Raw genomic sequence first — 25,207 nt, 5'->3', positions numbered from 1 at the left:
TTTATCCTTTATAGCCCGGAACCTTTATGGCAAAATCCGGGCATCTGAGATAGCATAATCCACAGCTATTGCAACTCTCCAGATTCACGACATGTGCCTTGGCATCTCTTCCCATGCCGAGAGATTTCTTGGGACAAAACTCGGCGCAGATCCCGCACCCCTTGCACCAGGCAAGGTTGATGATGACCTTCTCCGTGACCTCAATATTGTCCAGAAGATCGAGACTTTTCTCTTCGTCGTTGATCCATGCAAGATTGAGGTTTTTCGCCTTTTTCATAGCAATCCTTCTTTTCTCAAGCTTTCCAAAGGGGCAGAAATTTTAGCATAAATTGTGAATAATTACACATCATTACTGCTATCCGCAGAGAATTGGTGTAGGAAAAGAGGGACAGATTTTTTTATAGCAAAAAAGGATCAGTACTTTCGACCCAGTTCGTTTCCTGCTTTATCCACCGCAACGACTTTATAATAAATCACCTTTCCAGGAATATTCTTATTGACATCTTTATCGATGAATGAAGTTGTTTCCGTCGATCCGATATAGAATACCCTGATGACGAAGAAGAAACTTCTCTTTTCATATCTATAGATGTTGTAATGGTCGACCTGCTCGCTGTTCCCGTTGGCATCGAGAAAGACGGAATCCCAACGCAGATGGGTGAATCCAGTCGTTGGGTCGAACTCGAGATCTAGTCCTGTTACTTCCACTGGAGGTATCGAATCAACTATGAACGAAGAAGTCTGTTTTCCATCGATGTAAGAGATTCCATCGTAAACGGATGCTCTCCACTGATAGACACCGTCGGGAAGGGGCTTCTGAGCGCGATAGATGGCCCCTTTTTCGTTCTCGTACTCGTGGATGGACCACCCTCTCTTTTCGGAGATCTGCTCGAACGTCTGCTCGACGGTCTCAAAGTCATCCCGGCTCAGTTCGATTCTGTATTTGGTTGACGGGGATATATCATCTCCTTCCACGAGGATCTTAAAAAGCGGTTTGTTGTTCGTGATCTTGCCATTTTCGGGTTCGACAAGGATTATCTTCTCGATGGTCTGGGCACAAAGCGGGAAAGTGTAGAAGAGAAGGAAAAAGAAAATTTCCCGTGTCATTGATTTCGAAAACATTTCGTGAATGTTCAGCCTTTGAAACAAAAGTTTGAATGTAAATTATATAGGACGAACGGCAGATGCGCAATTTCTAAATGGGTCGGGTATGCCCCCTGCAATTCGAGACAGGACGCCTCAGATATAACATTCATAAAGCAAATGTCTTAGAAGGGAATTTCGCTGTCGTTAGCGGGTGTTTCTTCGCCGAAGACCTCTTCGGGAACTCTCTCCTCAGCCTTCCCCAGCATTACGACCCTCTGTGCTCTGACCTCAGTTACAAACCTCTTTGTTCCGTTCTTGTCATCCCACGACCTAGTCTGAATCGAGCCCTCCACATAGACCTGTTTCCCCTTGCTGAGATACTCGCTGCAGGCCTCTGCCTGCTTGCCCCAAACGACCACTCTGTGCCATTCCGTTCTGGTCTTCTTTTCGCCGCTCTTGTCCGTCCAGATCTCATTGGTTGCCATGGTGAACGTTGTCACGGCGAGGCCGCCCGGTGTGTAACGAAGTTCTGGGTCTCTCCCGAGGTTTCCGATCAAGATGACCTTGTTTACGCTAGCCATACGAGGTTCTCCTTATTTGATAAAACTGGTTTCTACGGGAGGTTCATAAATTTATCATAAGGGATACTCCTGTCAAGTGAAATTTATGCATGGCAGGATGGACTTGCTCGCGATACATGTTGAACGGATCGGGGAAATCTGAGAAAATCACTTGATCATGAAGAAGAGCAGGATAAGCACCGCTGCAGGACTTGTGAGTCTCGCGACATTGATCAGCAGGATCCTGGGTGTTGTGAGAGAGCAGGTTCTAGCCGCCTACTTTGGAGCCGGGTTTTTGACCGACGCCTTCATAGTGGCATTCCGCATTCCCAATCTTCTGAGAGATCTCTTCGCAGAAGGAGCAATGAGTGCGTCCTTCGTTCCCACATTCACCAGATATCTAAAGGAAGCGGGAAGGCTCGAAGCTATGAAACTTGCTAACATCGTGATCAACTTGCTGCTCGTTATCCTGAGCGGTTTCACTCTTGTCATCTTCGTCTTTGCAAGGTATTTTGTATACGTTCTCGCCTCAGGCTTCACTCCGGAGAAGATGCAGCTCACCATCAAGCTGACGAGAATCATGTCACCGTTCCTCCTGTTCGTAGCGATCGCAGCCATCTTCATGGGGATTCTTAACACTTTCAACAGGTTCTTCATTCCCGCCTTCGCTCCCGCTGTATTCAACATCTGTTGCATTCTTTGCGGAATCTTTCTCTCTCCGGTCATGCCATCCATCGGTCAGGAACCGATCGTCTCCATGGCTGTAGGCGCATTCCTTGGAGGCCTTGGGCAGCTCTTCATCCAGGTTCCACAGGCGATCCGGATTGACTACCGATACCGATTTTCATGGAACTTTTCTCACCCCGGTCTCGCGAGGATAGTTTCGCTGATGGCTCCGGCGACCTTCGGGCTTGCCGCAACGCAGATCAACATTCTTGTCGACAATCAGATAGCCTCTTACTTCGGGGATGGACCGGTCTCCTGGCTAAATTATTCTTTCCGGATCATGATGCTTCCTATCGGCCTCTTCGGGGTTGCCATCGCCACTGCCAACCTGTCTGCTGTCTCAAAGGATGCGGCAGAAGGAGATATCAATGCCCTTAAGATAACGATAGCAAAATCGATCAGGCTTGCCGCCGTCCTTACGGTGCCAGCGACGGCCGGCATCATTGCACTCAGAACTCCCATCATCAGGATACTCTACGAGAGAGGAAAATTCCTTGAAGCGGACACGCTTCAAACGGCCAACACGCTTCTCTTCTACGCCCTGGGACTCTTTGCCTATTCGCTGGTCAAGATCATAGTCCCCACCTTTTATGCCATGGGGGACACGAAGACTCCTGTAAAGATCAGCGCCATGGTTATCGGCATCAAGATCATCATGAACCTCGCCTTGATCTATCTCTTCCGGCTCCTTACGCTGCCTAATGTAAGCCCGTATCTGGCTATGCCACTGTGTACTTCCCTTGCTGCAACAATCAATTTGACGTTTCTTGCGCGCAGACTCATTGCAAAAGTTGGAAGCTTCAAGGACATGGGGATCGGGACGCTCATCATCAAAATGATCCTGATCTCCACGTTCATGGGAGTTGCATGCAACGTCCTCTACATGGAGATCGCGCGCTTCCTCGACCCGCGAGTCGTCTTGCTCAATGCCGCAAACATCCTGATAGTGGTGCTAGCAGGAGCTATGATGACTTTCATCTTGAGCTATTTCTTCAGGGTTGAGGAGATCCGCGAGATCTTCTCTCGCAAGCGCATTTAGCCAGGATCACATGTTCGCACATGCAATCTCGTGATGGAAATAGCGATGTTTGTTCTCCTGATATAAGCATCGTGGTTGGCATGTTTTAATTTCTTTGATGTAGAATATAATAAGTTTTTTATCGGTATGTATCATGATCGAAGTAGTTAAGCTGAAAAAATATTTTGGCGACTATGCCGCCATCGACGATATCTCCTTCACCATCGGGAAGGGAGAGATCGTAGGATTCCTGGGCCCGAACGGGGCAGGGAAGACAACAACCATGCGGATTCTTTCGACATACCTCCTTCCATCGTCCGGCAATGCAAGAGTAGCAGGCTTTGATGTCGTCAGGAATCCTCTGGAAGTCAGGAGAAGGATCGGTTACGTGCCGGAGAATCCGCCTCTCTATCTCGACAAGACAGTGGATGATTTTCTGGGATTCATGGGGAGATTGAAAGGTCTTTACGGAAAAGCTCTTAAACGAGAAAAGAGCCGTGCGATGGAAAGATGCTTTCTCGGCCAGGTGCGCAAAAGGCTGATTGGAAACCTATCCAGGGGATACAGGCAGAGGGTTGCTATAGCAAACGGTATAATCCACAATCCTGAAGTCCTTATCTTCGATGAACCGACTGCCGGCCTTGATCCGCAGCAGATACGAGAGATCCGTGAGCTGATCAGGTCTTTTGCGCGGGAACATACAATCCTCCTGAGTACGCATATCCTTCCCGAAGTTTCCATGACCTGCGGGAGGGTCATCATCATCAACAGGGGAAAGATCGTAGTTCAGGACACTTTGGAGAATCTGACCTCAGGTGCAAAAGAAAGCCTCGAGGATGTCTTTCTGAAACTAATTGCGGAGGAGCGAGGGGAAGAAGAAAGAGAGCAGAGGATATGATGAAAGTCTTCATCCTGATCATAAAAGAGATGAAATCATATTTCTATTCTCCCACTGCTTACGTCGTCCTGACTGGCTTTCTCATCCTGACGGGCTATTTCTTTTTCAATCTCGTCTCCCAATTCAGCCTCCTGCTCGCGAATTACACCTACCTTTCTCAGATCTACGGGAATGCCGAGCTTCTTGAACAGGTCAACCTCAACGACATGATCGCCTCGCCTCTTCTGAGGAACATGCTGGTCATCTTTCTCTTCATCACGCCGCTGCTAAGCATGAGGACTTTCTCTGAGGAGAAGAAGCAGAGGACTGAAGAGCTTCTCCTCACATCGCCCATCACGACCGGCCAGTTGGTTGCTGCCAAATTCATAGCGGCATTGCTGATGGGAACTATCCTGATCCTTCTCACCTTTATCTATATGGGTATTCTTGCACTCTACGGAGACCCCGAAAAGGGGCCACTCTTCACGGGCTACCTGGGCATCTGGCTCGCGCTGATTGCCTTCCTTTCCATTGGTCTCTTTGTTTCTTCCATGACGGAAAACCAGATCGTCGCAGCTATAGGAAGCTTCATCATTATGCTGATGCTTTTCGTCATTGATTGGCCTTCCGAGGCTGTCGGCGGAAGACTGGGGGCGATCCTTTCCTATCTCTCTGTTTCATCCCACATCACCGGATTCGTAAAAGGGACCATTGATACCAAAGATATCATCTACTTCATCTCCATCATCATCGTCAGCATCTTTTTGACAAAGGAATCCATCGACATTCAGAGGGGAAGATAAGATGAAAGCGCTCGCACAGTTCTCGGGGCTTGCCGGTGTCATCCTTCTTGTCTTCTGCATCATCAATTACTTTATCATCGATGAATTCAACATCTGGATATTAACCCACGCCGTCCTGGGTGTTGTCCTCCTGATCTTTTTCATTGCCTATAATCTTGGTGCCATCCGCGAGTCATTGAAGAGTAGGCGCTCCGCCATGGGAGCCAACATCACGATACAGGTGCTTGCCCTCATTGCAGCAATCGTCATCATAAATTTCATTGCAGGGGGGTTCAGCCGGCGATGGGACCTAACGGAAGCCAAGATTCATTCGCTCTCCGACCAGACTACAAAAGTCGTGAGGTCTCTAAAGGAAGATGTGTCTATTCTCGCCTTCTTCAGATCCGGGGATCCGGAGAAGGAAAAACTTAAAGATCTGCTTAAGAATTATCAGCGTTACTCTGGAAGGATCAGCTTTGAGTTCATCGATCCGGAAAGAGATCCGCAACTGAGCGATAAGTATGGGGTCAAACAGGACAAGGTCCTTGTAATCAGATCTGGGGAACAGGAGACGCTTACCGTACAGATCGATGAGTCTGGAATCACGAACTCCCTGATCAAAGTATCCCAGAAGAACCCTAAGATAATCTACTTCACGGAAGGTCATGGTGAACATGACTTGGATTCCGGCGAGGCTGATGGATACCTCTACATCCGCAAGATGCTTGAATTCGAGAATTACAAAGTGGAGAAGATCCTGCTCTCGACGGCTCAACGGGTCCCCGATGGCTGTTCCGTACTCGTTGTCTCTGGACCCAGAAAGAGTTTCTTCGACTACGAAATCAGGCTCATCGACGACTTTCTCAATGAAGGCGGAAGAGTCTTCATTCTTCTGGATCCGACCATGCAGACTGGGCTCGAAAAGCTTGCCTCGGATTGGGGCCTTTCTGTAGGCGAAGATGTGATCGTGGACAGGCAGGAAATCCCTTTCTTCGGTTCGCGCCTGGGGCTCGATCCAATCATCAAAGATTTTGCAAGACACCCCATAACACACGACTTCAAAGAGATGATAATGCTGCCTCAGGCAAGGTCCGTTTCCTTTATTCCTTCTTTTGGCGATTATTCAGTAACGCTTGACGAGATCGCCACGACTTCTTCCTCCGCTTTCGCAGCCGCAGACGTTGCCAGCATCTTCGAGAGAGGAGTTCTCAACACAAGCTCAAAAGATAAGACCGGCCCTCTGTCCGTCGTGGCAACGGCTTCGAAGAAAATAGAAGCCGAAGAGAAGGCATCATTCCCGGGTAAATCGAAGGGAGAAGCCGCAGAAAGGATTGAACCCGAAGAGGCTCAAAGCAAGGATGAGATGAGGCTGGTGGTGATGGGGGATTCTGACTTCGTCATCAACACCCATTACGATAAATATAACAACTGTGACTTCTTCATTAATGTTGTCAACTGGCTCTCCGGCACGGAAGATCTTATCTCCGTTAGAACTGGAACCTTGAGGGCATCAAGACTGGATCTGACCGACAGAGATTACAGAACTATCTTCAAACTTTCCGTCCTTCTTTTTCCAGAGCTTCTTCTCATAGCAGGGGTCCTTGTCTGGTGGTGGAGAAGAAATCTTTGAGATATGGAACGACCATCATACTTTTCATTCTCCTTGTGTTCCTCCTCTTCTTCCTTTACTTCTTCGAGCTTCCCAGGAGGGAGAAGGAAAAAAAGATCAAGGGAGAAAGCCAGAGACTCCTGGCTCTGGACGAGGGGAACTTTCAGCGGCTCACGATCCTGAAAGGAGAAAGAAGGATAGTTCTCTCAAGAGGAAATAATGATGATGCATGGTTCATAGAGCAGCCAATCTCCGATAAAGCCGATTCAGGCGAGATATCATCTCTCATCTCCTATCTCGGTTCCTTTAAGTTTGACAGAATTGTGGAAGAAAATTCCGGCAACCTGAAAAAATACGGGCTGGACGCTCCGGAGCTTTCGGTGCAACTCGATATCAGAGGACAGGCTTCGAAGACAATGAAAGTCGGGCGAAGAAGCCCTATAGGCGAGGGAAGATATCTTGCAGTGGAAGGAGATCCGAGGATATACCTGGTTCATGGATCGCTTGTCTTTCGTCTGGACAGAGACTCCGATCACTTCCGGGACAAGAATGCATTCGACATAGTATTCGAGAGCGTGAAATGTTTCGTCTTGCAGCGATCTGGAGAGACGATAAAACTGGAGAGAAATCTGACGGAATGGGAGGTGACGGCCCCTGATAAATCCAGTGCAGATAGAGAAAAAGTAGAGAATATGCTGAGAAGGATATGCTCCTTATGGATCGAAGCCTTTCACGAGGTGAATCCTTCAGATCTGAGTGTCTATGGACTTGAAGAGCCCGTGGCCCGCGTCAGTTTGAGGACGGATGAAGGTGAGCAGACTCTCCTCCTCGGAAATGAGCGGAAGGAAGCTGGAAGCGATAGAGAATTCGTCTATGCAAAGAGAGCGGAGCGTCCCGGAGTTTTTTCGGTCAGGAGAAGCATCCTCGATGACCTTAACTTTAAAGCTCAAGACTTTATTAAATCTCCTTCATCCACAGAAAATCTTCCTGTGAAATCTTCGATGGAAATGGAGAAGAAGCAATGATTCGCATCGATCCCCTGAGAACGGCAAGAAGTTTGTTATGAAGGTTCTGGTGCAGAGAGTTAAGTCGGCTCTGGTCCGGGTTTCAGGGGAATGCGTTGCCCGGATAGGGAAAGGGCTTCTAATCTTCATAGGCGTGGAACAGCAGGATACTTCTAAAGATGCACTCTACTTCGCTGATAAGGTTGCGAGCTTCCGGATATTCGAGGACGAGAATGGAAAGATGAACCTCGCTATCAAAGAGGTAGATGGTGAGATCCTCGTCGTCTCTCAATTCACGCTGGCGGCGAAGACGCGAAAGGGAAACAGACCGAGCTTCGATGGAGCCGCCCCACCGGATAAAGCAAGGCTCCTCTATGAAATTTTCATTGACAGACTCAGAGAATCTGGAATCAACGTGGCCTCTGGCAGATTCCAGGAAAAGATGGAGGTAGAGCTCATCAACGATGGTCCCGTCACTTTTCTTATCGACCCTAAATAGAATCTCCGACATCGATGGCACAAAATATATCGTTTATAAATAGCTGATAATCATATAGAATTGCAATAGTATGAGTGAGGGAAAGAACTCTTTCGTTCGAATCTATGCAGATTTTCTTGTCTCCGAGAAAGGGCTCTCGCACAACACAGTCTCATCCTACGTTTCGGATATCGCAAAAGCTGCAGAAGAGTTAAAAAAATCTCGGAGGAGCCTCGGAGATGCGAGCCGGGAAGATCTGCTCAAAATCATGAGAAGGATGAAGGAATCGGGTCTCTCCTCCCGTAGCATCGCGCGCTGGCTAGTTTCTCTGCGACAATTCTATAAATTCCTAATCTCGGAGCAGATCATTAAGGATAATCCAACGGTAAACATCGAGAATCCCAAAACGTGGAAACATCTTCCAGAGTTTCTGAACTATGAGGAGATCGAGAAACTACTGAATGCACCGGCCATGACAAACCCCTCTGAACTGAGAGATAAGGCGATGCTCGAAACTCTATATGCCACCGGTTTGAGAGCGAGTGAGATCATCTCGCTCGAGTTGAAGGATGTAAAGATCGACGCCGGTTTCCTCACATGCATGGGGAAAGGCTCCAAAGAAAGGATCGTGCCGATAGGGGATACCTGCACCGCTATTTTAAGGATTTATCTTTCTCAGGGACGCAGGCATTTCCTTAATAAAAGGGCAAGCCCTTTTCTCTTCCTGAACAGCAGGGGAGGGAAGATGACCCGGCAGGGTTTCTGGAAGATCATCAAGAAATATGCGAGACAGGCTGGGATAACGAAACCGTTGAGTCCGCATACGGTGAGACATTCCTTTGCCACACACCTCCTCGCTCACGGTGCGGATCTGAGGTCCGTTCAGATGATGCTTGGCCATTCGGACATATCCACGACTCAAATCTACACGCACATCAGCCGTGAGAGGCTCAAGAAGATTTTCAGAGATTTTCACCCTAGGGCTTAAGTTCTCATGATAATCATAACGACACATCTTAATGCCGATTTTGATTGCATCGGCGCCATGATCGGCGTCAGGAAGATATACCCTGAGGCGGAGATCGTCTTCCCAGGCTCCAAAGAGCCGGCCGTAAGGGATTTTCTGAAGAGCGGCTATTTCCACCTTCAGGAAATGAAGTTGAAACTCCTTGATCCTTCCAGTGTCAGGAAAGTCATCCTGGTCGATACTCAAAACATAGAACGTCTAGGTAGCCTGACCGATTTCATCAGACATAAACACAATCTGGACTTAGAATTCATCGATCATCATCCAGATGCAGGCCTGGCGGATAAGCGTGGCATGAAGCATATTCTTCCCGTTGGTTCGACAACCACCATCGTGACGAAGATGTTGAGAGATAAGAAGATCCCTATAGAGCCGAAGGAAGCGACCTTGATGGCGATAGGAATTTACGAGGATACCGGTTTTCTCCTCTTTCCGACAACGACGCCTGAGGACCTCACGGCGGTAGGCTTTCTTCTTGGATGCGGTGCCGATCTGAGGGTTGTCTCATCTGCGCTCAAGAGAGGTTTGAGTTCAGAGCAGATCATCCTCTACAACGACCTCATCACCTCTTCCAGAACCTTCCACATCAAAGGCGAAGATGTCACGATCTCCATGGTGCGAAAAGAGAGGTACATCCCCGATGCCGCCCTTGTAGTCCACCAGTACTGCGCTTCAGAGAACATCGTACACTTCTATACCCTAATTGAGATGGAAGATCGAATCTTCCTGATCGGCAGGAGCAAGATCCCATCGCTTAACGCAGGCAAGGTAGCAGAGGCTTTCGGTGGTGGCGGTCATGCTTCTGCATCATCGGCGACTATCAAGGACATGACGCTCGTTGAGGCGAGAGATAGACTCCTGGGAGTAATCGAAAGACTTCTTTCTCCAGCCATACGTGCCGGGGACATTATGTCGAAGGTTGTCTTCAGCGCTCCATCCAGCATCGCTATCGAGAAAGCCCTGGAGTTTATGAATCGGTCTAGGGTCAATGCCTTTCCGTTGACCGAGAAGGGGAGAGTCGTGGGAGCCGTCACCAGACAGATGATTGATACAGCGATCTATCATGGAATGGGAAAGACGACTGTCAGGGAAATCATGCTCGACACGCTCGAGATACTTCCCGAAGAGGCGGATCTCTCGGAAGTCCAGAAGGTAATGATAGAGAAGAATCTCCGTTTCGTTCTCATCGGGAAAAGCCCCGACGATGTCCGCGGGATAATTACGAGGATGGCTCTCTTCAGGAACCTTTATGAGGAACAGGTGAAGAAAGGGAAACTTCCCTCCCGAGGCGAGGGAGGAGTCTTCACGGAAGACCTCAGACCAATGATGGATAAGAGACTTCCCAAAAAAGTCTCCCGCATCCTTAAAGTAGCTGGAGAAACGGCCGATAAGAGCGCTCTTGATGTATACCTCGTCGGCGGGATAGTGAGAGACCTGATACTGGACGAGGAGAATATCGACATCGATCTGGTAGTCGAGGGAAACGGCATAAAATACGCAAGACAGCTTGCAAAGGCCTTGAAGGGTAGAGCCAGGGCGACGGCCAAATTCCAGACGGCCGTTGTCATCATCGACAATCATCTCAAGATCGATATCGCCTCTGCAAGGACGGAATACTACGAGTATCCGGCTGCGCTTCCCACCATCGAGAGAGGGATGATCCGGCAGGATCTCTATCGCAGAGACTTCACGATTAACGCTCTGGCCATCAAGATCAACAGAAGAGAGTACGGGATGCTAGTCGATTACTTCGGAGGGAGGAGAGACCTGCGGGAAGGGATGATTCGGGTCATCCATAGCCTTAGCTTCATCGAGGATCCGACCCGGGCTTACAGAGCCATACGATTTGCCACAAGACTAGGCTTCGAGCTTGCCAAAGAGACGCAGCATCTCATCGAGGTGGCCTCCCGCAAGGGAATCTTTGAACGGCTCTCTGGCCGCAGGATCACGAAGGAGCTTCAACTCCTCTTCGATGATGAGCATCCGGTCAAGGCAGTCAGGATGATGGATTCCTTCCACCTCCTCGACTTCATCTCCCGTGAGATCAAACTGACGAAGTCACTCATTGCCTTCCTGGAGCGCATCGAGGAGGTTCTCTCCTGGTACCGTCTCCTGTACAGAGGAGAGAAGCCGGAAAACTGGTTGATCTATCTAATGGCCCTTGCCGATTCCATCGATGAGGAAGGAAGGATAAAGATCGCTCAGAGGTTGAGCCTGAATAGCAAACACAGGGAGGTCCTGGTGGGATACAAGGAAAGGATCCATCAGCTCATGTTGTCCATCCGCAAGAAAGAAAGTATCAGAACGAGTGATATCTTCTCTTCCGTCCGCAATCTTCCCCTCGAGATCATCCTGTTTGTCATCGCCAGAACCGAAAGAATAGAGCTAAAGAAAAGCCTTACAAAATTCCTCCTCCATTTCCGCAACCTTGATCTGGAGATCGATGGAAACGACCTGAAAGCGCTGGGGCTCTTGCCAGGTCCGGAGTACTCCAGGATCTTCAATTTAGTGCTCCTCGCAAAGGTTGATGGCAAGGTGAAGAGCCGCAGAGATGAACTCGCTCTTGCAAAGCATCTCATTAAAAAATCACAAAAAACTTGACACTATCTCCCCATTTCGTTTAAATGTTATAAAAATGGAAGAAGAAAACTTTGAGCAACCGATCTTAGAACTGGAGAAACGGATCGAGGAACTCTCCGGCTTCACCGGTGATGAAGCCAAAGAGAGAGAACTTCAAAGACTCAGGAAGAAGCTCGACGTTGTGAGAGCGGAGATTTACTCCAACCTTACTCCCTGGCAGAAGACGCTTGTTGCAAGGCATCCCCGAAGACCTTACACTCGCGATTACATCGGCCATCTCTTCGTGGATTTCGTGGAGATCCACGGCGATAGGAAATTTGCCGATGACCCGGCGATTGTTGGAGGACTTGCTTTCTATAGAGGCATCCCAGTAGCCGTGGTTGGGCATCAGAAGGGCCGGGACACAAAAGAGAAGATCTTCAGGAATTTCGGAATGCCCAAACCAGAGGGTTACCGTAAGGCAATCCGGATCATGAAGATCGCGGAGAAGTTTGGAAGACCTATATTCACCTTTATCGATACTCCTGGTGCCTATCCCGGGATCGGCGCCGAAGAGAGAGGGCAAGCGGAAGCCATCGCATACAACCTTAGGGAAATGGCAAGGCTGAAGGTCCCGTTAATCATAACCGTGACAGGGGAAGGGGGAAGCGGCGGAGCGCTTGCCCTTGGCGTGGGAGACGTTATCAATATGCTTGAGTTTGCCATATACTCGGTCATCAGCCCGGAAGGGTGTGCTGCTATCCTATACCGTGATCAGACGAAGGCAAAAGTCGCTGCGAAGAGCATGAAGATAACATCTCAGGACCTCAGGGAGCTCGGTGTCATCGATGAGATCATACCGGAAGGGCCCGGCGGGGCACACAGCGATCTCAGGAGAATGGCAGATACCCTGGACCAGTATTTCATCAGGCAGCTGAGAGAACTTATTGATATGGATCCAGAGGAAAGAATCAGAAAGCGTTACGAAAAATTCAGAAGGATGGGGAAGATCTCCGAGTGGGGAAGTTTCCTCTAATCATACTTCTTGGCCTCCTTCCATAGATATTCCATTTCTTCCAGAGTGCTACTGGAAGGTTTCTTCCCTCTCGATTTAAGCTCTTTCTCCACGTACTCGAACCTTTTGATGAATTTCATGTTAGAGCGCTGGAGGGCCACTTCCGGATCTATACCGAGCCTCCTTCCCACATTGACGATGACGAAGAGAAGATCTCCAATCTCCTCTTCTGATCGTGAAAAATCTTCATGTTGGATTGAATCGGATAGCTCAGATACCTCTTCGTTCAGTTTCTCCATTATATCTGTGACAGTCTCCCAGTCGAAGCCGACGCGAGCGACCTTCTCGGAAATCCTCTTCGCTTTCTGAAGGGCGGGCAGGGCAGCTGGAATCCCGGCCAGCGTCGAAGAGTTTACATGCCCATTCTTCTCCTCCATCTTGATCTCTTCCCATCTCTCGAGAACATGTTCCGCTGTTCTGAGATCCTCCGTTCCAAAAACGTGGGGATGCCTTCTCTTCATTTTATCGGCGATTCCTGATACGACATCATGTATATCAAACTGATTCTCCTCCTCGGCGATTCTCGAAATGAACAGAATCTGGTAGAGGAGGTCACCGAGTTCCTCCTTGAGATGAGCGAGATCCCTGTTGTTGATCGCTTCCAGCACCTCATAGGCTTCTTCTATGAGAAAATCCTTCAGCGTCTCCAGCGTCTGTTCCCGGTCCCATGGACAACCTCCAGGTTCACGCAATCGTTCCATAATGTGGACGAGCTCCTGAAAATCCGCCTTTCTCATCATCTTCTCATTGAATTTCCGTTACATTCTAAACAATCGTAGTGGTGCTTTCAACATCAGTTTAATCAAGCCATTCATTTATATTGCATTTAGGATGAAGGGGTGTTAAATTTCACAATGACAATAAAAAGGGGTGACCATCATGAGCGGCAACGGAAGCCCATCGGACGACAAGCAAAAGTGGAAAGAAACTTCCACGATTGACTTCTCCTCCTTCGTTCTCTCCATGAGCGCTCAGGCTCTTGTTTCGCTCGGAGAGGCTCAGAATCCTATCACCGGTGAGAGTAAGCTGGATCTCGAGGCTGCCAAGCAGGCTATCGACATCCTCTGCATGCTCAAAGAGAAATCGAAAGGAAATCTCAGTGCTTCCGAGAGCGAATTGATCGAGAATATCCTCTATGACCTGCGGATAAGATACGTGACGAAATCGAAAGAAGTAAAGAATTGAACCTTGGCTGATGAAATCTCATCCTTATCTTAAGGCTCTATGACCTTTCACAACTGGAAAGACTTCCTTAAGATCCTACTCGTTCTTTCTACAGCCATTCCAGTATTTTCTCTTACCCTCCTTCTTTCCGCTTCTCTTCAGGAGAAAGATGCCATCACCTCCGATCCTGGCATGACCACTGATATCTCCTCCGCAGGACATCTCGAGATGTCGGCTGGACTCAAGAGCTTCGATTTTGAGAACTTTGAGAACAGGATCAACTTCTTCTGGTTCAAGAGAAAGGCCTTCCTTCTGGCAAACCGCATGGAGGATGCAGAAAAACAAATGGACCTTCTGAAATCCTTCTGTCAGCAGGAGGGGATACAGAAGATTCCTTTGATAGCACGTGCTCTGAATTTTGAGGGAAGTAATTATTTCAAGGAAGGTAATTTTGAAAAAGCAAGGAATAGCTTCGAGCTTGCGAAATATTTTGATTCCTCGTTTCCCCAGGCAAGATTCGAACTTGCAAGGACGCACTGGAAGAACGGGTCGGGGATGATGAAGTTGCTGGGAGAATTCATCAAGGGTCTCTTTATCCATTTTGAGAATTTCTGGGTAAGGATCATCATCCTGGCATACTTTCTCCTGCTGATTATCTTGTCTCTTTCTTTCTTCTTCGCATTCTTTTCCATCTCCATGTTACTTAAATACAATAAGCTGTTGAGACACGAGATCTATGAGCATCTCACAGGTCGCATGACAGAATCTACTGTAATAGCAGCAGGATGGGCCGTTCTTCTTGCTCCCTTCCTTAGCATTCTGGGAGGCATTTTCTTCATCATCTACTGGCCCTTGATCATGTTCCGGTACATGAAAAATAAAGAGCGGATCGTGTGCATCTTGCTGTTTTTCTTCCTTTTTTTTGCCATTCCCGGATTAAAGATCACGCGTTCACTTTTTGATGCTGCTACTAATGAAGAGAACCGGGTGATCGTTGATTCCATTTCCGGAAATTACGATCCACAGATCATCATTGGCCTGAGCGAGCAGATCAAGAATCACACCGGCGACCCGACCTTCCATTTCCTGATTGCTGATCACTACAAGAAGGGAGGCTATTACCGAGAAGCCTACGACCATTACATGGAATGCCTGCAAATCAATCCCGATTTATTTGGTGCTTACAACAACATAGGCAACATCTTCTTCCTGTTTGAACAGTATCCTGAGGCCATTGCAAATTATCGGAAGGCAATCGGAAAGAAACCAGACTTCATTCTGGCCTATTACAACATGAGTCTGGCGCAGTCGGAACTTTTCCATTTCAAGGAGGCTGAGGAAAGCATCGCCAGGGCAAAAGCCCTTGATAGCGCAGAAGTGTCCTCCTTGATGGCCAGCAGGAGATCGACCAACCACGGCGCGGAAGTAATAGATGCCATGATCAGAGTCCCTGGGATATGGAAGAGAGCGCTCGGGAACGGTAAGATCCTCCAGGATGGCTTCCGGGATCCTGAAAAGGGAAAGAACCCAGCATTCCTGTTTCTCAACATGCTTTCCGCTCTCTCGGCAGCATCTCTTTTTCTTTTCATGATCTTATCATTCGCAGAGAAACCATGGGTGACTTCCTGCGTCCGCTGCGGCAAACCATTCTGCCAAAAATGCAGGATTTACAGCGATAGCTCCACGCACTGCACGCAATGCCTTCATCTCTTCGTCAAGATGGACGGACTCGAGCCGGAAGCCAAAGCCAGGAAGATGATGGAGATCGAGATCTATGAAAACAGGAAGAGAAAGAACCTGCTTATCTCTTCAATCTTCTTTCCGGGTGTTGCTCAAAACGCAAGAGGGAAACTACTTGTTTCCTACATCATCACGTTCTTTTGGCTCTTCGGGATTACCTGGCTCCTGTTCTTGAGGTACGTCATCACAAGTCTGGAACCCAGCGCTAATCCCGTTTCCATGCTATCGATCGCGTTTGCCGGTCTAACGATTGCCTCAAGCTGGTTGATTGGGAACTGGAACATTCTTTTCAGGAGGGAATAGCAGGCTAATGGCTTTAAAAGGGACATTGAAAGATTTCAGCATGGCCGACATTTTCCAGCTCATCTCCCTGCAGAGGAAGTCAGGAATATTGAGAGTGAAAAGTGCAGAAGAGCTGATCACAGTATCTTTCCTAAATGGATATATCGTCTGGGCAGATACATCCCAGAGGGAACTCGAGGAAAGACTCGGGCAGGTTCTGATCAAGAATGGAAAGATATCCACTCGTCAACTCGAAAAAGCCCTCGCGATACAGAGAAAGACCCTGCAAAGACTCGGCCACATCATGGTTTCAGAAGGTTTCATCAAAAGAGATGAACTGAGAGAAGCGCTCACACGTCAGGTGAAGATGATCGCTTACAGGATCTTCCTCTGGAAAGACGGAGACTATGACTTCGATCAGGATGAAAGACTGGAATACGATCGCGAGAACTTTAGCCCCATTTCTGCTGAAAGCATCATGATGGAATGCGCCCGGATGAGTGATGAACTCCAGATGATCGAAAGGAAGATAAAGTCCAAAGATATGATCTTCGAAAAAGTCCTTAGAGAAGATGTTGTGGCAATGGAGAATTCGGAATCAATCTTAAACGAGGACATCGATTTTGGCTTCGGGAAGGAAGGGGAAACCTCGAGAATCAAGCTGAGCCCCAGTGAAGCCCTCATATATAATTTCCTTGATGGAAGATCCTCCGTTGAAGAGATCGCCATCAAGTCTGACTTGGGAGAGTTCGAGACGTCCAGGATCCTCTATGAACTCCTGAACCGGAATCTTATCAAAGTCGCCGAAGCTCAATCCGAAAGAGAGAAAAGCACTGCCGGCACCAAGATTGAAGGTGGAACCAACTGGCTCTTTCTCTTTGCTCTGGTCTTTATGACCGTGATCTCCATCATTTTTATTCCTCTGGTTTCTCCCGGAAAGAACATCTTGACTTCAGGAAACCTGTATCATCATGAGATCCTGAAATACACGAGCAAGACGAAACTAGGTACTATAGATAAAGCTTTGAAGATATACTACTTTAATAAGAGAAAGTTCCCAGCCGAACTGGAAGAGCTGGTGCGTGCGGGCTACCTAAGGGAAAGTCATCTCATGGACCCCTGGGGGAATAGTTACCGCTACGTGCTTTTCGACGATGCTTACAGGCTCTGGGGGCTTAACGGTTCAGGCGAACCCGATGAGGACCTCATGATCATCAATAACTTTTCCTCCATCCAAAAGGTAATCATTCAAAGCTTTCGGGAAGAGGGGGAGATCGGGACGTAAACATTTTTATGGACATCCACTGACTTTCCAGATGGATTCTGCATAGACTGAGGGTGGCTCATGTTGGATTGGAGGAGTAAGCCGTTATTTAATCGTCGTGCCTTGACAGGTTTCAACTATCATCTTATATAAAGTCGGGTTTTTTATCATTCTTTGATACAGGGAGGAAGAGATGAGCAAGATCATCGGGATAGATTTAGGGACGACGAATTCTGTAGTAGCCATCATGGAGGGGGGGGAGGCTTCTGTCATCACAAACCCGGAGGGGAGCCGGCTAACTCCTTCCATAGTGGCTTTTACCGACAAGGCAGAGAGGCTGGTTGGTCAGATAGCCAAGAGGCAGGCCATCACGAATCCGGAAAATACCATTTTTTCCATAAAGAGGTTCATGGGAAGAAAGTACAGCGAGGTGGGAGCAGAGATAAAAATGGTTCCGTTCAAAGTGATCATTGCTGAGAATGGGGATGCCTGGGTGGAAGTGAAAAATAGGAAGCACTCTCCGCCTGAGATTTCCGCCATGATCCTTCAGAAGTTGAGACAGGCCGCCGAAGAGTATCTGGGAGAAAAGGTCGAAAGGGCCGTCATCACTGTTCCCGCTTATTTCAATGATTCTCAGAGACAGGCTACGAAGGATGCCGGAAAGATAGCAGGGTTGACTGTCGAGAGGATCGTAAACGAACCCACTGCCGCAGCGCTGGCCTACGGCCTGGACAAGAAGAAGGACGAGACGATTGCTGTTTTCGACTTTGGCGGCGGCACCTTTGATATCTCCATTCTCGAAGTAGGGGAAGGACTCGTTGAAGTAAAATCTACGAACGGAGATACGCATCTCGGCGGGGACGACCTGGACCAGAGGCTCGTGGAGTGGATAATCAGCGAGTATAAAAAAGATCAGGGGATCGATCTTAGCAAAGACAAGATGGCTCTTCAGAGGCTCAAAGAGGCTGCTGAGAAGGCGAAGATCGAGCTTTCGACATTGATGGAAACCGAGATCAATCTTCCCTTCATCACTGCCGACGCTTCAGGGCCTAAGCACCTGAGCATGAAGCTGACGAGGACAAAGTTCGAACAGCTGGTTGAAGATATTTTTCAGAAGTTGATCCCTCCCTGCAATCAGGCTCTATCCGATGCAGGATTATCCCCAAGACAGATCGATGAAGTCGTTCTCGTGGGTGGATCCACGAGGATCCCAAAAGTCCAGCAGATCGTGAAGGACCTCTTCGGAAAGGATCCCCATAAGGGAGTCAATCCGGACGAGGTCGTCGCGATCGGTGCGGCTATTCAGGCAGGCGTCCTCGGTGGAGACATCAAGGACATCCTTCTTCTAGATGTAACTCCGCTCTCTCTCGGAATCGAGACGCTCGGTGGGGTTTTCACTAGATTGATCCAGCGAAACACAACGATTCCTACGAGAAAGGGTGAAATCTTCTCCACGGCAGCCGATAATCAGACGTCCGTAGAGATTCATGTCCTGCAGGGCGAACGTGAAATGGCCAAGGACAATAAGACCCTCGGCAGATTCCACCTGGTGGGGATAATGCCAGCTCCCAGAGGGGTTCCACAGATAGAAGTGACCTTTGATATCGATGCCAATGGCATCCTGGATGTGACCGCCAAAGACCTGGGAACCGGAAAGGACCAGAAGATCACGATCACGGCATCGAGCGGTCTCTCCAAGGAAGAGGTGGAGAAGATGGTCAAGGAGGCGACCAGTCACGCTGAAGAAGACAAGAAGAGAAGGGAAGAAGTGGAAGTGAGAAACCGTGCTGACGCGCTAGTCTATCAGACTGAAAAGCTATTGGATGAGCACAAGGACAAGATACCTGAAGCGGAAGCCAGAACGATCCGGGAGGCATGCGACGACTTGAAGAAAGTGATGGAAACCGGGGGAACGGAGAAGATCAACCTGGCAATGGAGAGACTGACGAAAGCATCTCACAAGCTTGCAGAAATCATCTATCAGCAAGCTTCCAGATCACAGACCACGACGGCGCAGGGAGGGTTCGAAGCGAGCGAACAGAAAGGTCCTTCCGGAAAAAAGGACGACGGCGTCATCGATGCGGAATTCGTTGATGTAGATGAGAACAAGAGGAGATAACATGCCAATCGTAAAATGGGACCCTTTTAAGGACCTGCTTTCCATTCAGGAGAGAATGAACAGACTTTTCGAGGCAGCGCTATCCCATACGGATCTTGGTGGAGGAGACATTTATTCCGGGTGGTCTCCGCTAGCTGACTTCTATGATGACGAACAAGGCGCCACGATCAGCATCGAGCTTCCGGGGATCCGTGAGAATGACATCGATATCAGCATCTCGCAAAGTGCGCTGACCGTGAGTGGCGACAGAAAGATGGACCGCGAGACGAAAGGGGGAAGTTACCATCGCATTGAGAGAGCTTATGGAGTCTTCTCGAGAACCTTCATGCTGCCTCCTGGAGTTGAGACAGAAAAAGTATGTGCCTCGTTCAAGAATGGTGTCCTCAACATCTTCCTTCCAAAGAAAGAAGAATCAAAACCGAAGAAGATCAAAGTTAGGGTCAGCGGATCCTGAACAATCCCTCAGATTCCACGAGAAATTGTATGGCCTTGCTTTCCTTGGTGGTATAATAATTTTTCAAACCTGTTGGTGGAAAATGGAAGATGGGAAGAAGAACTCCAAGCGAGCCGTTGCCTCCGAATCACTTAAAAAATATCTCAAAGAAATCTCTCGGATTCCAAGAATCACCCCAGAGGAAGAGAGAAAACTAGGGGAGCAGATACAAAAGGGGAACAAGGAAGCGCTCCGGAAGCTCGTCGAGGCGAACCTGAGATTCGTCGTCAGCTATGCCAAGAGATATCGTGGATGCGGGCTCTCTTTCCTCGATCTCATCAATGAGGGAAACATAGGCTTGATTGAAGCTGCCAAGAGGTTCGATCCGAAGAAAAACGTCAAATTCATCACCTATGCCGTCTGGTGGATCCGTCAGGCGATAATCCATGCCCTATCCGACCACAGTGGCGCCTTTCGGTTGCCTCAGAAACAGGCCAACCTTCTTTACAGGATAGGAAAAACAGTATCCACACTTTCGATTGAACTCGAGAGAACCCCTTCTCCTGAAGAGATCGCAGAACAGATGGACCTTTCCGTGGAGGATATAAACGTTCTTCTCCAGGCTTCTGACGAAAATATATCTCTCGATGAAGTTATTGATGAAGAGCATGAGTTTCAACTTCAGGACAAACTTGAACAGGATTCCATCCCTTCTGCCGACATCATGCTCATCCGGTCATCCCTGAAACTGCAGATAAAATCCTGCCTGGAAGACCTGGACGAAAAAGAGGAACTTGTCCTCCGGATGCGATTCGGCCTGGACGACCAGGAACCAAAAACACTGAAGGAGATCGGAGAGATACTGAATCTCTCGAGAGAGAGGATCCGTCAGATCGAAGCCCAGGCGCTGGCCAAGCTGAACCACTCTCAGAAATGTCAGCAACTCCGCGGCTACCTCAATTGAGACAGCGCTATCATATTGACATTCCTCTTCTTCCTGCCTATAATTCTTTAACTTAATAAGGCTTATAGCCTCTTTTTTGGAAACAAGTTGCCTGTTTTACTCTCTTATCATAGAGAATTTTTTCTCAGAAGATTTTTCCTCAACCTCAATCTATGAGGATTTAGCATTAAGGAGGCAGACTCATGTCAGTTGGAATCGTCGGCTACGGTGCCTATGTCCCGAGGTATCGCATCAGAGTTGAGGAGATAGCAGAAGTATGGGGTGTGGATGCACAGAGCTACAAGAGAGGATTGATGCTCGAAGAGAAATCGGTTCCCGCCCCCGATCAGGACGTTATCACCATGTCTGTTGAAGCCGCCCGATACGCCATAAAAAGAGGAGCGATCGACCCGCAGGAGATAGGAGCCATTTACATTGGTTCCGAATCCCATCCCTATGCCGTCAAACCCAGCGGGACTATCGTAGCCGATGCCGTTGGAGCAACACCCTACGTACACTGTGCCGACTTTGAATTCGCATGTAAAGCCGGCTCCGAAGCGATGTTCATTTGTGCGGGGCTGGTCAAGGCGGGCGAGATCAAGTATGGACTTGCCATTGGAGCCGATACATCACAGGGGGCCCCAGGTGATGCCCTGGAATATTCCGCTTCAGCTGGTGCTGCCGCTTTCCTCTTCGGAAAGAGCGACATCGTTGCAGAACTCGAATTCACTGAATCGTTCATGACTGATACCCCGGACTTTTGGAGAAGAGAGTACCAGTATTATCCAAGACATGCTGGAAGATTTACGGGGGAACCGGCTTATTTCAAGCATATCTTGGGTTGCGGACAGAGGCTCCTTGAAAAAACGGGTTATAGACCGCAAGATTTTACCTTTGCCGTCTTTCATCAGCCGAATGGGAAGTTCCCGATGCGTGTCGGTAAGATGCTCGGATTCAGTAAGGAGCAGATAGAACAGGGCTGGCTCGTCCCAAAGCTGGGAAACACATATTCCGGCTCATCGCCAATGGGATTGACATCCATCCTCGATGTGGCAAATGAGGGAGACAGGATCTTCATGGTTTCCTATGGTTCTGGTTCCGGGAGTGATGGGTTCATTTTCAGAGTTACCGACAGGATCGAAAAGGTCAGGAAGCTGGCCCCATTCACGCAGGATATGCTTGACAACCATAAGATCTACATCGACTATGGAACCTATTCGAAATTCCGCGGAAAAATTAAAAAGATTGAATCATGAGGAAAGGAAAGATGCGTGAAGTAGCGATTATAGGAGTGGGAATGCAAAAGTGGGGAGAACTCTGGGAGAAGTCTCTCAGAAATATCTTCGTCGAAGCCGCTCTTGCCGCGATCGACGACGCGGGAATAGACCGGATCGATGCCATGTATGTTGGCTGTATGTCTGGTGGCCTCTTCGCGGGACAGGAGCATCTGGGATCTCTGCTCGCTGATTATTTGGGGGTTGCGCCTATCCCGGCTGTCCGTGTGGAATCAGCATGTGCATCTGGCGGGATTGCCCTCAGGCAGGGGTTCATCGATGTGGCCTCCGGGATGAGCGATATTGTCCTGGTGGGCGGCGTGGAGAAAATGACCGATGTAAGCGGGGATGGAGCCACATATGCCCTAGCCACTGCAGCCGATCAAGAGTATGAAGTCTTCCACGGCGTGACGTTCCCGGGGCTCTATGCCATGATTGCCAGAGAACATATGAGGAGGTACAGGACAACCCGGGAGCAGCTTGCTCTCGTCGCTGTCAAGAACCATGAGAATGGTCTTAATAACCCAAATGCCCAGTACCAGCAGAAGGTCAACGTGGATGAAGTCATCAACTCCACAATGATAGCGGATCCTCTGACCGTCTTAGACTGCTCTCCAATCACCGACGGAGCCGCCTGCGTCATCCTCTCCCCGATAGAGATGGCATTCAAGCTGTCAAAGAACCTGCCGGTAGTCATCTCTGGATCAGGGCACGCCACGGATACCATCGGACTATATGATAGGCAGGATCTCACCGCTTTCAATGCAACATCCAGAGCAGCTGAAATGGCATACAAGATGGCAGGTGTGAAGCCGGATGAGATAGATCTTGCCGAAGTCCATGATTGTTTCACCATTGCCGAGATATGCATCATAGAGGCACTCGGCTTTGTGGATAGAGGGAAAGGTGGGGAAGCAACGAAAAGTGGACTTACAGCTATCGGAGGAAAGATACCAATCAACACTAGCGGCGGATTGAAATCTAAGGGACACCCCGTTGGAGCAACCGGAGTGGCACAGGCCATCGAGATCGTAGAACAGCTCAGAGGAAAAGGGGGAGCAAGACAGGTTAAAAATGCAAGACGAGGGCTGACTCAGAACATGGGAGGAAGCGGAGGAAGCGCCCTCGTCCACATTCTGGAGAGCAAGTGATATGTCAGAACCACGATACTGGCGGGAAATTCCGCAAAGATACAGACTGGAAGCAGGGCGTTGCACGAAGTGCGGCAAGGTCCACTTTCCACCGAGACTCGTCTGCGCCTCCTGCGGCGGGAGGACATTCGATAAGTACATCCTTCCCGACGAGGGAAGGATAGTAACCTATACGATAATCCGCGTTCCGCCAGCACCTTTCAAAGATCAGGCTCCTTTTGCCATCGGCATCATCGAGCTCATGGACGGCGTCAGATTAATGGCACAGATCGCCGATTGCGACTTCAAGGAGCTAGACATCGGAAAGAAGGTGAGAGTAGAGTTCCGAAAGATCCAGGAGGAAGGAAAAGCCGGCATACTTCAGTATGGATACAAGTTTGTTCTTGCTTGATATGGTTGATTGAAAGAGAGTTCACAGAACGACTATGTATAGGATTGAAACGAAGATAGATACAAAGAATCAGGAATTCAAGGAGAATCAAGAGTATATGAAAAAGGCCGTCTCCGAATTAAAGGAGCGGCTTGCCCGGGTGAGGAAAGGAGGCCCCCCCCACGCACATGAGAGACAGCAATCCCTTGGAAAGCTTTTCGTTAGGGAGAGGATCGAGCTTCTCCTCGATCGCAACACTCCCTTTCTGGAGCTTTCGCCTCTTGCGGCCTGGGACATGTATGACAATGAAGCCCCGTGCGCGGGGATCGTGACTGGCATCGGGCTGGTACATGACCGTGAAGTGATGATCATGGCAAACGACCCCACAGTTAAAGGGGGTACCTACTATCCAATCACGATTAAGAAGCATATCAGATCCCAGACCATTGCCGAAGAAAACAGGTTGCCCTGCATCTATCTGGTTGATTCTGGAGGCATCTTTCTTCCTTTGCAGGATGGTGTATTTCCAGACAAGGAGCATTTCGGAAGGCTCTTCTGCAACCAAGCAAAGATGTCGGCTAAGGGGATTACCCAGATCTCTGTCGTGCTAGGCTCCTGCACTGCCGGTGGTGCCTATCAACCTGCGATGAGCGATGAAGCGATCATAGTCAAGAATCAGGGGACGATCTTCATCGGCGGTCCCCCCTTGGTTAAGGCAGCCACGGGTGTAGATGTAACTCCAGAAGAGCTTGGCGGCGCCGATGTCCATTGCAGGATATCCGGGGTCACCGACCATTATGCCATGAATGATAGGCATGCACTCGAGATCTGCAGGAATATCGTTGAGAATCTATCAGCTCCGAGAAAATTCGAGCTTGATATGACGGAACCGGAGGATCCTGCCTATCCGCCTGAGGAGCTTTACGGTATAGTTCCAAAAGACCTCAGAAAACCTTTCGACATGCGGGAGATCATCGCGAGGATCGTTGATGGAAGCAGGTTCCATGAATTCAAACCCTTTTATGGGACGAGCCTCGTCTGCGGCTTCGCGAGGATCATGGGCTATCCCGTAGGAATACTTGGAAACAACGGCGTCCTCTTCTCCGAATCTTCGCTGAAAGGGGCGCACTTCGTATCCATGTGTTCGGTGAGAAAGATTCCTCTCCTGTTCCTGCAGAACATCACCGGGTTTATTGTCGGTAAGGAGTATGAGCACGGAGGGATAGCTAAGGATGGCGCAAAGATGGTCCATGCCGTCGCCAACGCCAATGTTCCAAAGTTCACAATTATTGTGGGAGCCTCTCATGGAGCTGGAAACTACGCCATGTGCGGAAAAGGCTATCTGCCAAGGCTCCTCTGGATGTGGCCGACTTCAAAGATATCGGTCATGGGAGGAGAGCAGGCCGCCAATGTCCTCCTCCAAGTAAAGCTGGAACAACTGGCGCGCATGGGAAAGGCCATGACTCCGGAAGAGCAAGAGAGATTCAAGTTCCCAATTCTGGAAAAATATCAAAATGAGGGAAGCCCTTACTATTCCACGGCAAGATTGTGGGATGATGGTATCCTTGACCCGATGGAAACGAGGACGGCTCTATCTCTTGCAATATCCGCATCTCTCAACATTCCCATTCCCGATCACAACTTTGGTGTCTTCAGAATGTAAAGG

At 48.9% G+C, this 25,207-nt stretch carries 23 protein-coding genes; 19 read left to right on the top strand and 4 right to left on the bottom strand.

Annotated features, from left to right (window positions below):
• Position 1 precedes the first annotated feature (1 nt).
• The 3 genes from AB1756_09150 to AB1756_09140 all read right to left on the bottom strand — a co-directional run bounded on the left by AB1756_09150 (position 2) and on the right by AB1756_09140 (position 1,667).
• Positions 2–277 carry a 4Fe-4S binding protein gene (locus tag AB1756_09150; protein ID MEW5807496.1) on the bottom strand — a complete coding sequence of 92 codons (276 nt, stop codon included), beginning with the start codon at positions 275–277 and terminating at the stop codon, positions 2–4.
• Between the two features lie 137 nt (positions 278–414).
• Entirely contained in the window at positions 415–1,107 is a 693-nt protein-coding gene (locus AB1756_09145; GenBank protein MEW5807495.1) for a hypothetical protein, read from the bottom strand.
• Positions 1,108–1,268: 161 nt separating this feature from the next.
• Positions 1,269–1,667, bottom strand: a complete 399-nt coding sequence (locus AB1756_09140; protein ID MEW5807494.1) for a single-stranded DNA-binding protein — start codon at positions 1,665–1,667, stop codon at positions 1,269–1,271.
• 157 nt (positions 1,668–1,824) lie between these two features.
• Here AB1756_09140 and murJ point away from each other — a divergent pair, with 157 nt between their 5' ends.
• The 9 genes from murJ to AB1756_09095 all read left to right on the top strand — a co-directional run bounded on the left by murJ (position 1,825) and on the right by AB1756_09095 (position 12,762).
• Positions 1,825–3,411 carry a murein biosynthesis integral membrane protein MurJ gene (murJ, locus tag AB1756_09135; protein ID MEW5807493.1) on the top strand — a complete coding sequence of 529 codons (1,587 nt, stop codon included), beginning with the start codon at positions 1,825–1,827 and terminating at the stop codon, positions 3,409–3,411.
• A 133-nt stretch (positions 3,412–3,544) separates the two neighbouring features.
• Entirely contained in the window at positions 3,545–4,288 is a 744-nt protein-coding gene (locus AB1756_09130) for an ATP-binding cassette domain-containing protein (protein MEW5807492.1), read from the top strand.
• Positions 4,285–5,070: an ABC transporter permease gene (locus tag AB1756_09125; GenBank protein MEW5807491.1), complete on the top strand. Its 786-nt coding sequence runs from the start codon at positions 4,285–4,287 to the stop codon at positions 5,068–5,070. The genes AB1756_09130 and AB1756_09125 overlap by 4 nt, the downstream gene beginning before the upstream one ends.
• A gap of 1 nt (position 5,071) precedes the next feature.
• On the top strand, positions 5,072–6,679 hold the full coding sequence (locus tag AB1756_09120) for a Gldg family protein (GenBank protein MEW5807490.1): 1,608 nt from the start codon (positions 5,072–5,074) through the stop codon (positions 6,677–6,679).
• Complete coding sequence (locus AB1756_09115; protein MEW5807489.1) at positions 6,658–7,683, top strand: DUF4340 domain-containing protein; 1,026 nt, start codon at positions 6,658–6,660, stop codon at positions 7,681–7,683. Before AB1756_09120 ends, AB1756_09115 begins: the two co-directional genes overlap by 22 nt.
• 37 nt (positions 7,684–7,720) lie before the next feature.
• On the top strand, positions 7,721–8,161 hold the full coding sequence (dtd, locus tag AB1756_09110; GenBank protein ID MEW5807488.1) for a D-aminoacyl-tRNA deacylase: 441 nt from the start codon (positions 7,721–7,723) through the stop codon (positions 8,159–8,161).
• Positions 8,162–8,231: 70 nt separating this feature from the next.
• The gene (xerD, locus tag AB1756_09105; GenBank protein MEW5807487.1) at positions 8,232–9,128 is read left to right on the top strand and encodes a site-specific tyrosine recombinase XerD; all 897 of its coding nucleotides are present in this window, start codon (positions 8,232–8,234) and stop codon (positions 9,126–9,128) included.
• 6 nt (positions 9,129–9,134) lie between these two features.
• On the top strand, positions 9,135–11,768 hold the full coding sequence (locus tag AB1756_09100) for a CBS domain-containing protein (protein ID MEW5807486.1): 2,634 nt from the start codon (positions 9,135–9,137) through the stop codon (positions 11,766–11,768).
• Between the two features lie 34 nt (positions 11,769–11,802).
• Positions 11,803–12,762, top strand: a complete 960-nt coding sequence (locus AB1756_09095; protein ID MEW5807485.1) for an acetyl-CoA carboxylase carboxyltransferase subunit alpha — start codon at positions 11,803–11,805, stop codon at positions 12,760–12,762.
• On the opposite strand, the gene mazG is transcribed toward AB1756_09095, so the two are convergent.
• Positions 12,759–13,541, bottom strand: coding sequence for a nucleoside triphosphate pyrophosphohydrolase (gene mazG / locus AB1756_09090; protein MEW5807484.1), 783 nt, complete (start codon positions 13,539–13,541; stop codon positions 12,759–12,761). The genes AB1756_09095 and mazG overlap by 4 nt on opposite strands.
• 139 nt (positions 13,542–13,680) lie before the next feature.
• On the opposite strand from mazG, the gene AB1756_09085 reads away from it, so the two are divergent.
• From AB1756_09085 to AB1756_09040, 10 genes are all read left to right on the top strand, one after another.
• Positions 13,681–13,986, top strand: coding sequence for a DUF1844 domain-containing protein (locus AB1756_09085; GenBank protein ID MEW5807483.1), 306 nt, complete (start codon positions 13,681–13,683; stop codon positions 13,984–13,986).
• Between the two features lie 39 nt (positions 13,987–14,025).
• Complete coding sequence (locus AB1756_09080; protein ID MEW5807482.1) at positions 14,026–16,008, top strand: tetratricopeptide repeat protein; 1,983 nt, start codon at positions 14,026–14,028, stop codon at positions 16,006–16,008.
• A 7-nt stretch (positions 16,009–16,015) separates the two neighbouring features.
• Complete coding sequence (locus tag AB1756_09075; GenBank protein ID MEW5807481.1) at positions 16,016–17,272, top strand: DUF4388 domain-containing protein; 1,257 nt, start codon at positions 16,016–16,018, stop codon at positions 17,270–17,272.
• A gap of 172 nt (positions 17,273–17,444) precedes the next feature.
• On the top strand, positions 17,445–19,370 hold the full coding sequence (dnaK, locus tag AB1756_09070) for a molecular chaperone DnaK (protein MEW5807480.1): 1,926 nt from the start codon (positions 17,445–17,447) through the stop codon (positions 19,368–19,370).
• Position 19,371: 1 nt separating this feature from the next.
• Positions 19,372–19,824 (top strand): Hsp20/alpha crystallin family protein, encoded by a 453-nt coding sequence (locus AB1756_09065; GenBank protein ID MEW5807479.1) that lies wholly within the window; start codon positions 19,372–19,374, stop codon positions 19,822–19,824.
• 82 nt (positions 19,825–19,906) lie between these two features.
• On the top strand, positions 19,907–20,767 hold the full coding sequence (locus tag AB1756_09060; GenBank protein MEW5807478.1) for an RNA polymerase sigma factor RpoD/SigA: 861 nt from the start codon (positions 19,907–19,909) through the stop codon (positions 20,765–20,767).
• Between the two features lie 182 nt (positions 20,768–20,949).
• Complete coding sequence (locus AB1756_09055; GenBank protein ID MEW5807477.1) at positions 20,950–22,002, top strand: hydroxymethylglutaryl-CoA synthase; 1,053 nt, start codon at positions 20,950–20,952, stop codon at positions 22,000–22,002.
• Between the two features lie 11 nt (positions 22,003–22,013).
• Complete coding sequence (locus tag AB1756_09050) at positions 22,014–23,171, top strand: thiolase domain-containing protein (protein ID MEW5807476.1); 1,158 nt, start codon at positions 22,014–22,016, stop codon at positions 23,169–23,171.
• Position 23,172: 1 nt separating this feature from the next.
• Positions 23,173–23,562 carry a Zn-ribbon domain-containing OB-fold protein gene (locus AB1756_09045; GenBank protein MEW5807475.1) on the top strand — a complete coding sequence of 130 codons (390 nt, stop codon included), beginning with the start codon at positions 23,173–23,175 and terminating at the stop codon, positions 23,560–23,562.
• Positions 23,563–23,596: 34 nt separating this feature from the next.
• Positions 23,597–25,204 (top strand): carboxyl transferase domain-containing protein, encoded by a 1,608-nt coding sequence (locus AB1756_09040; GenBank protein MEW5807474.1) that lies wholly within the window; start codon positions 23,597–23,599, stop codon positions 25,202–25,204.
• Positions 25,205–25,207: the final 3 nt, after the last annotated feature.

Source organism: Acidobacteriota bacterium (assembly GCA_040752675.1).
Lineage (GTDB): Bacteria > Acidobacteriota > Polarisedimenticolia > JBFMGF01 > JBFMGF01 > JBFMGF01.
Note: the sequence above shows the minus strand (reverse complement) of the source record. Positions and strands in the feature narration are given on the sequence as shown.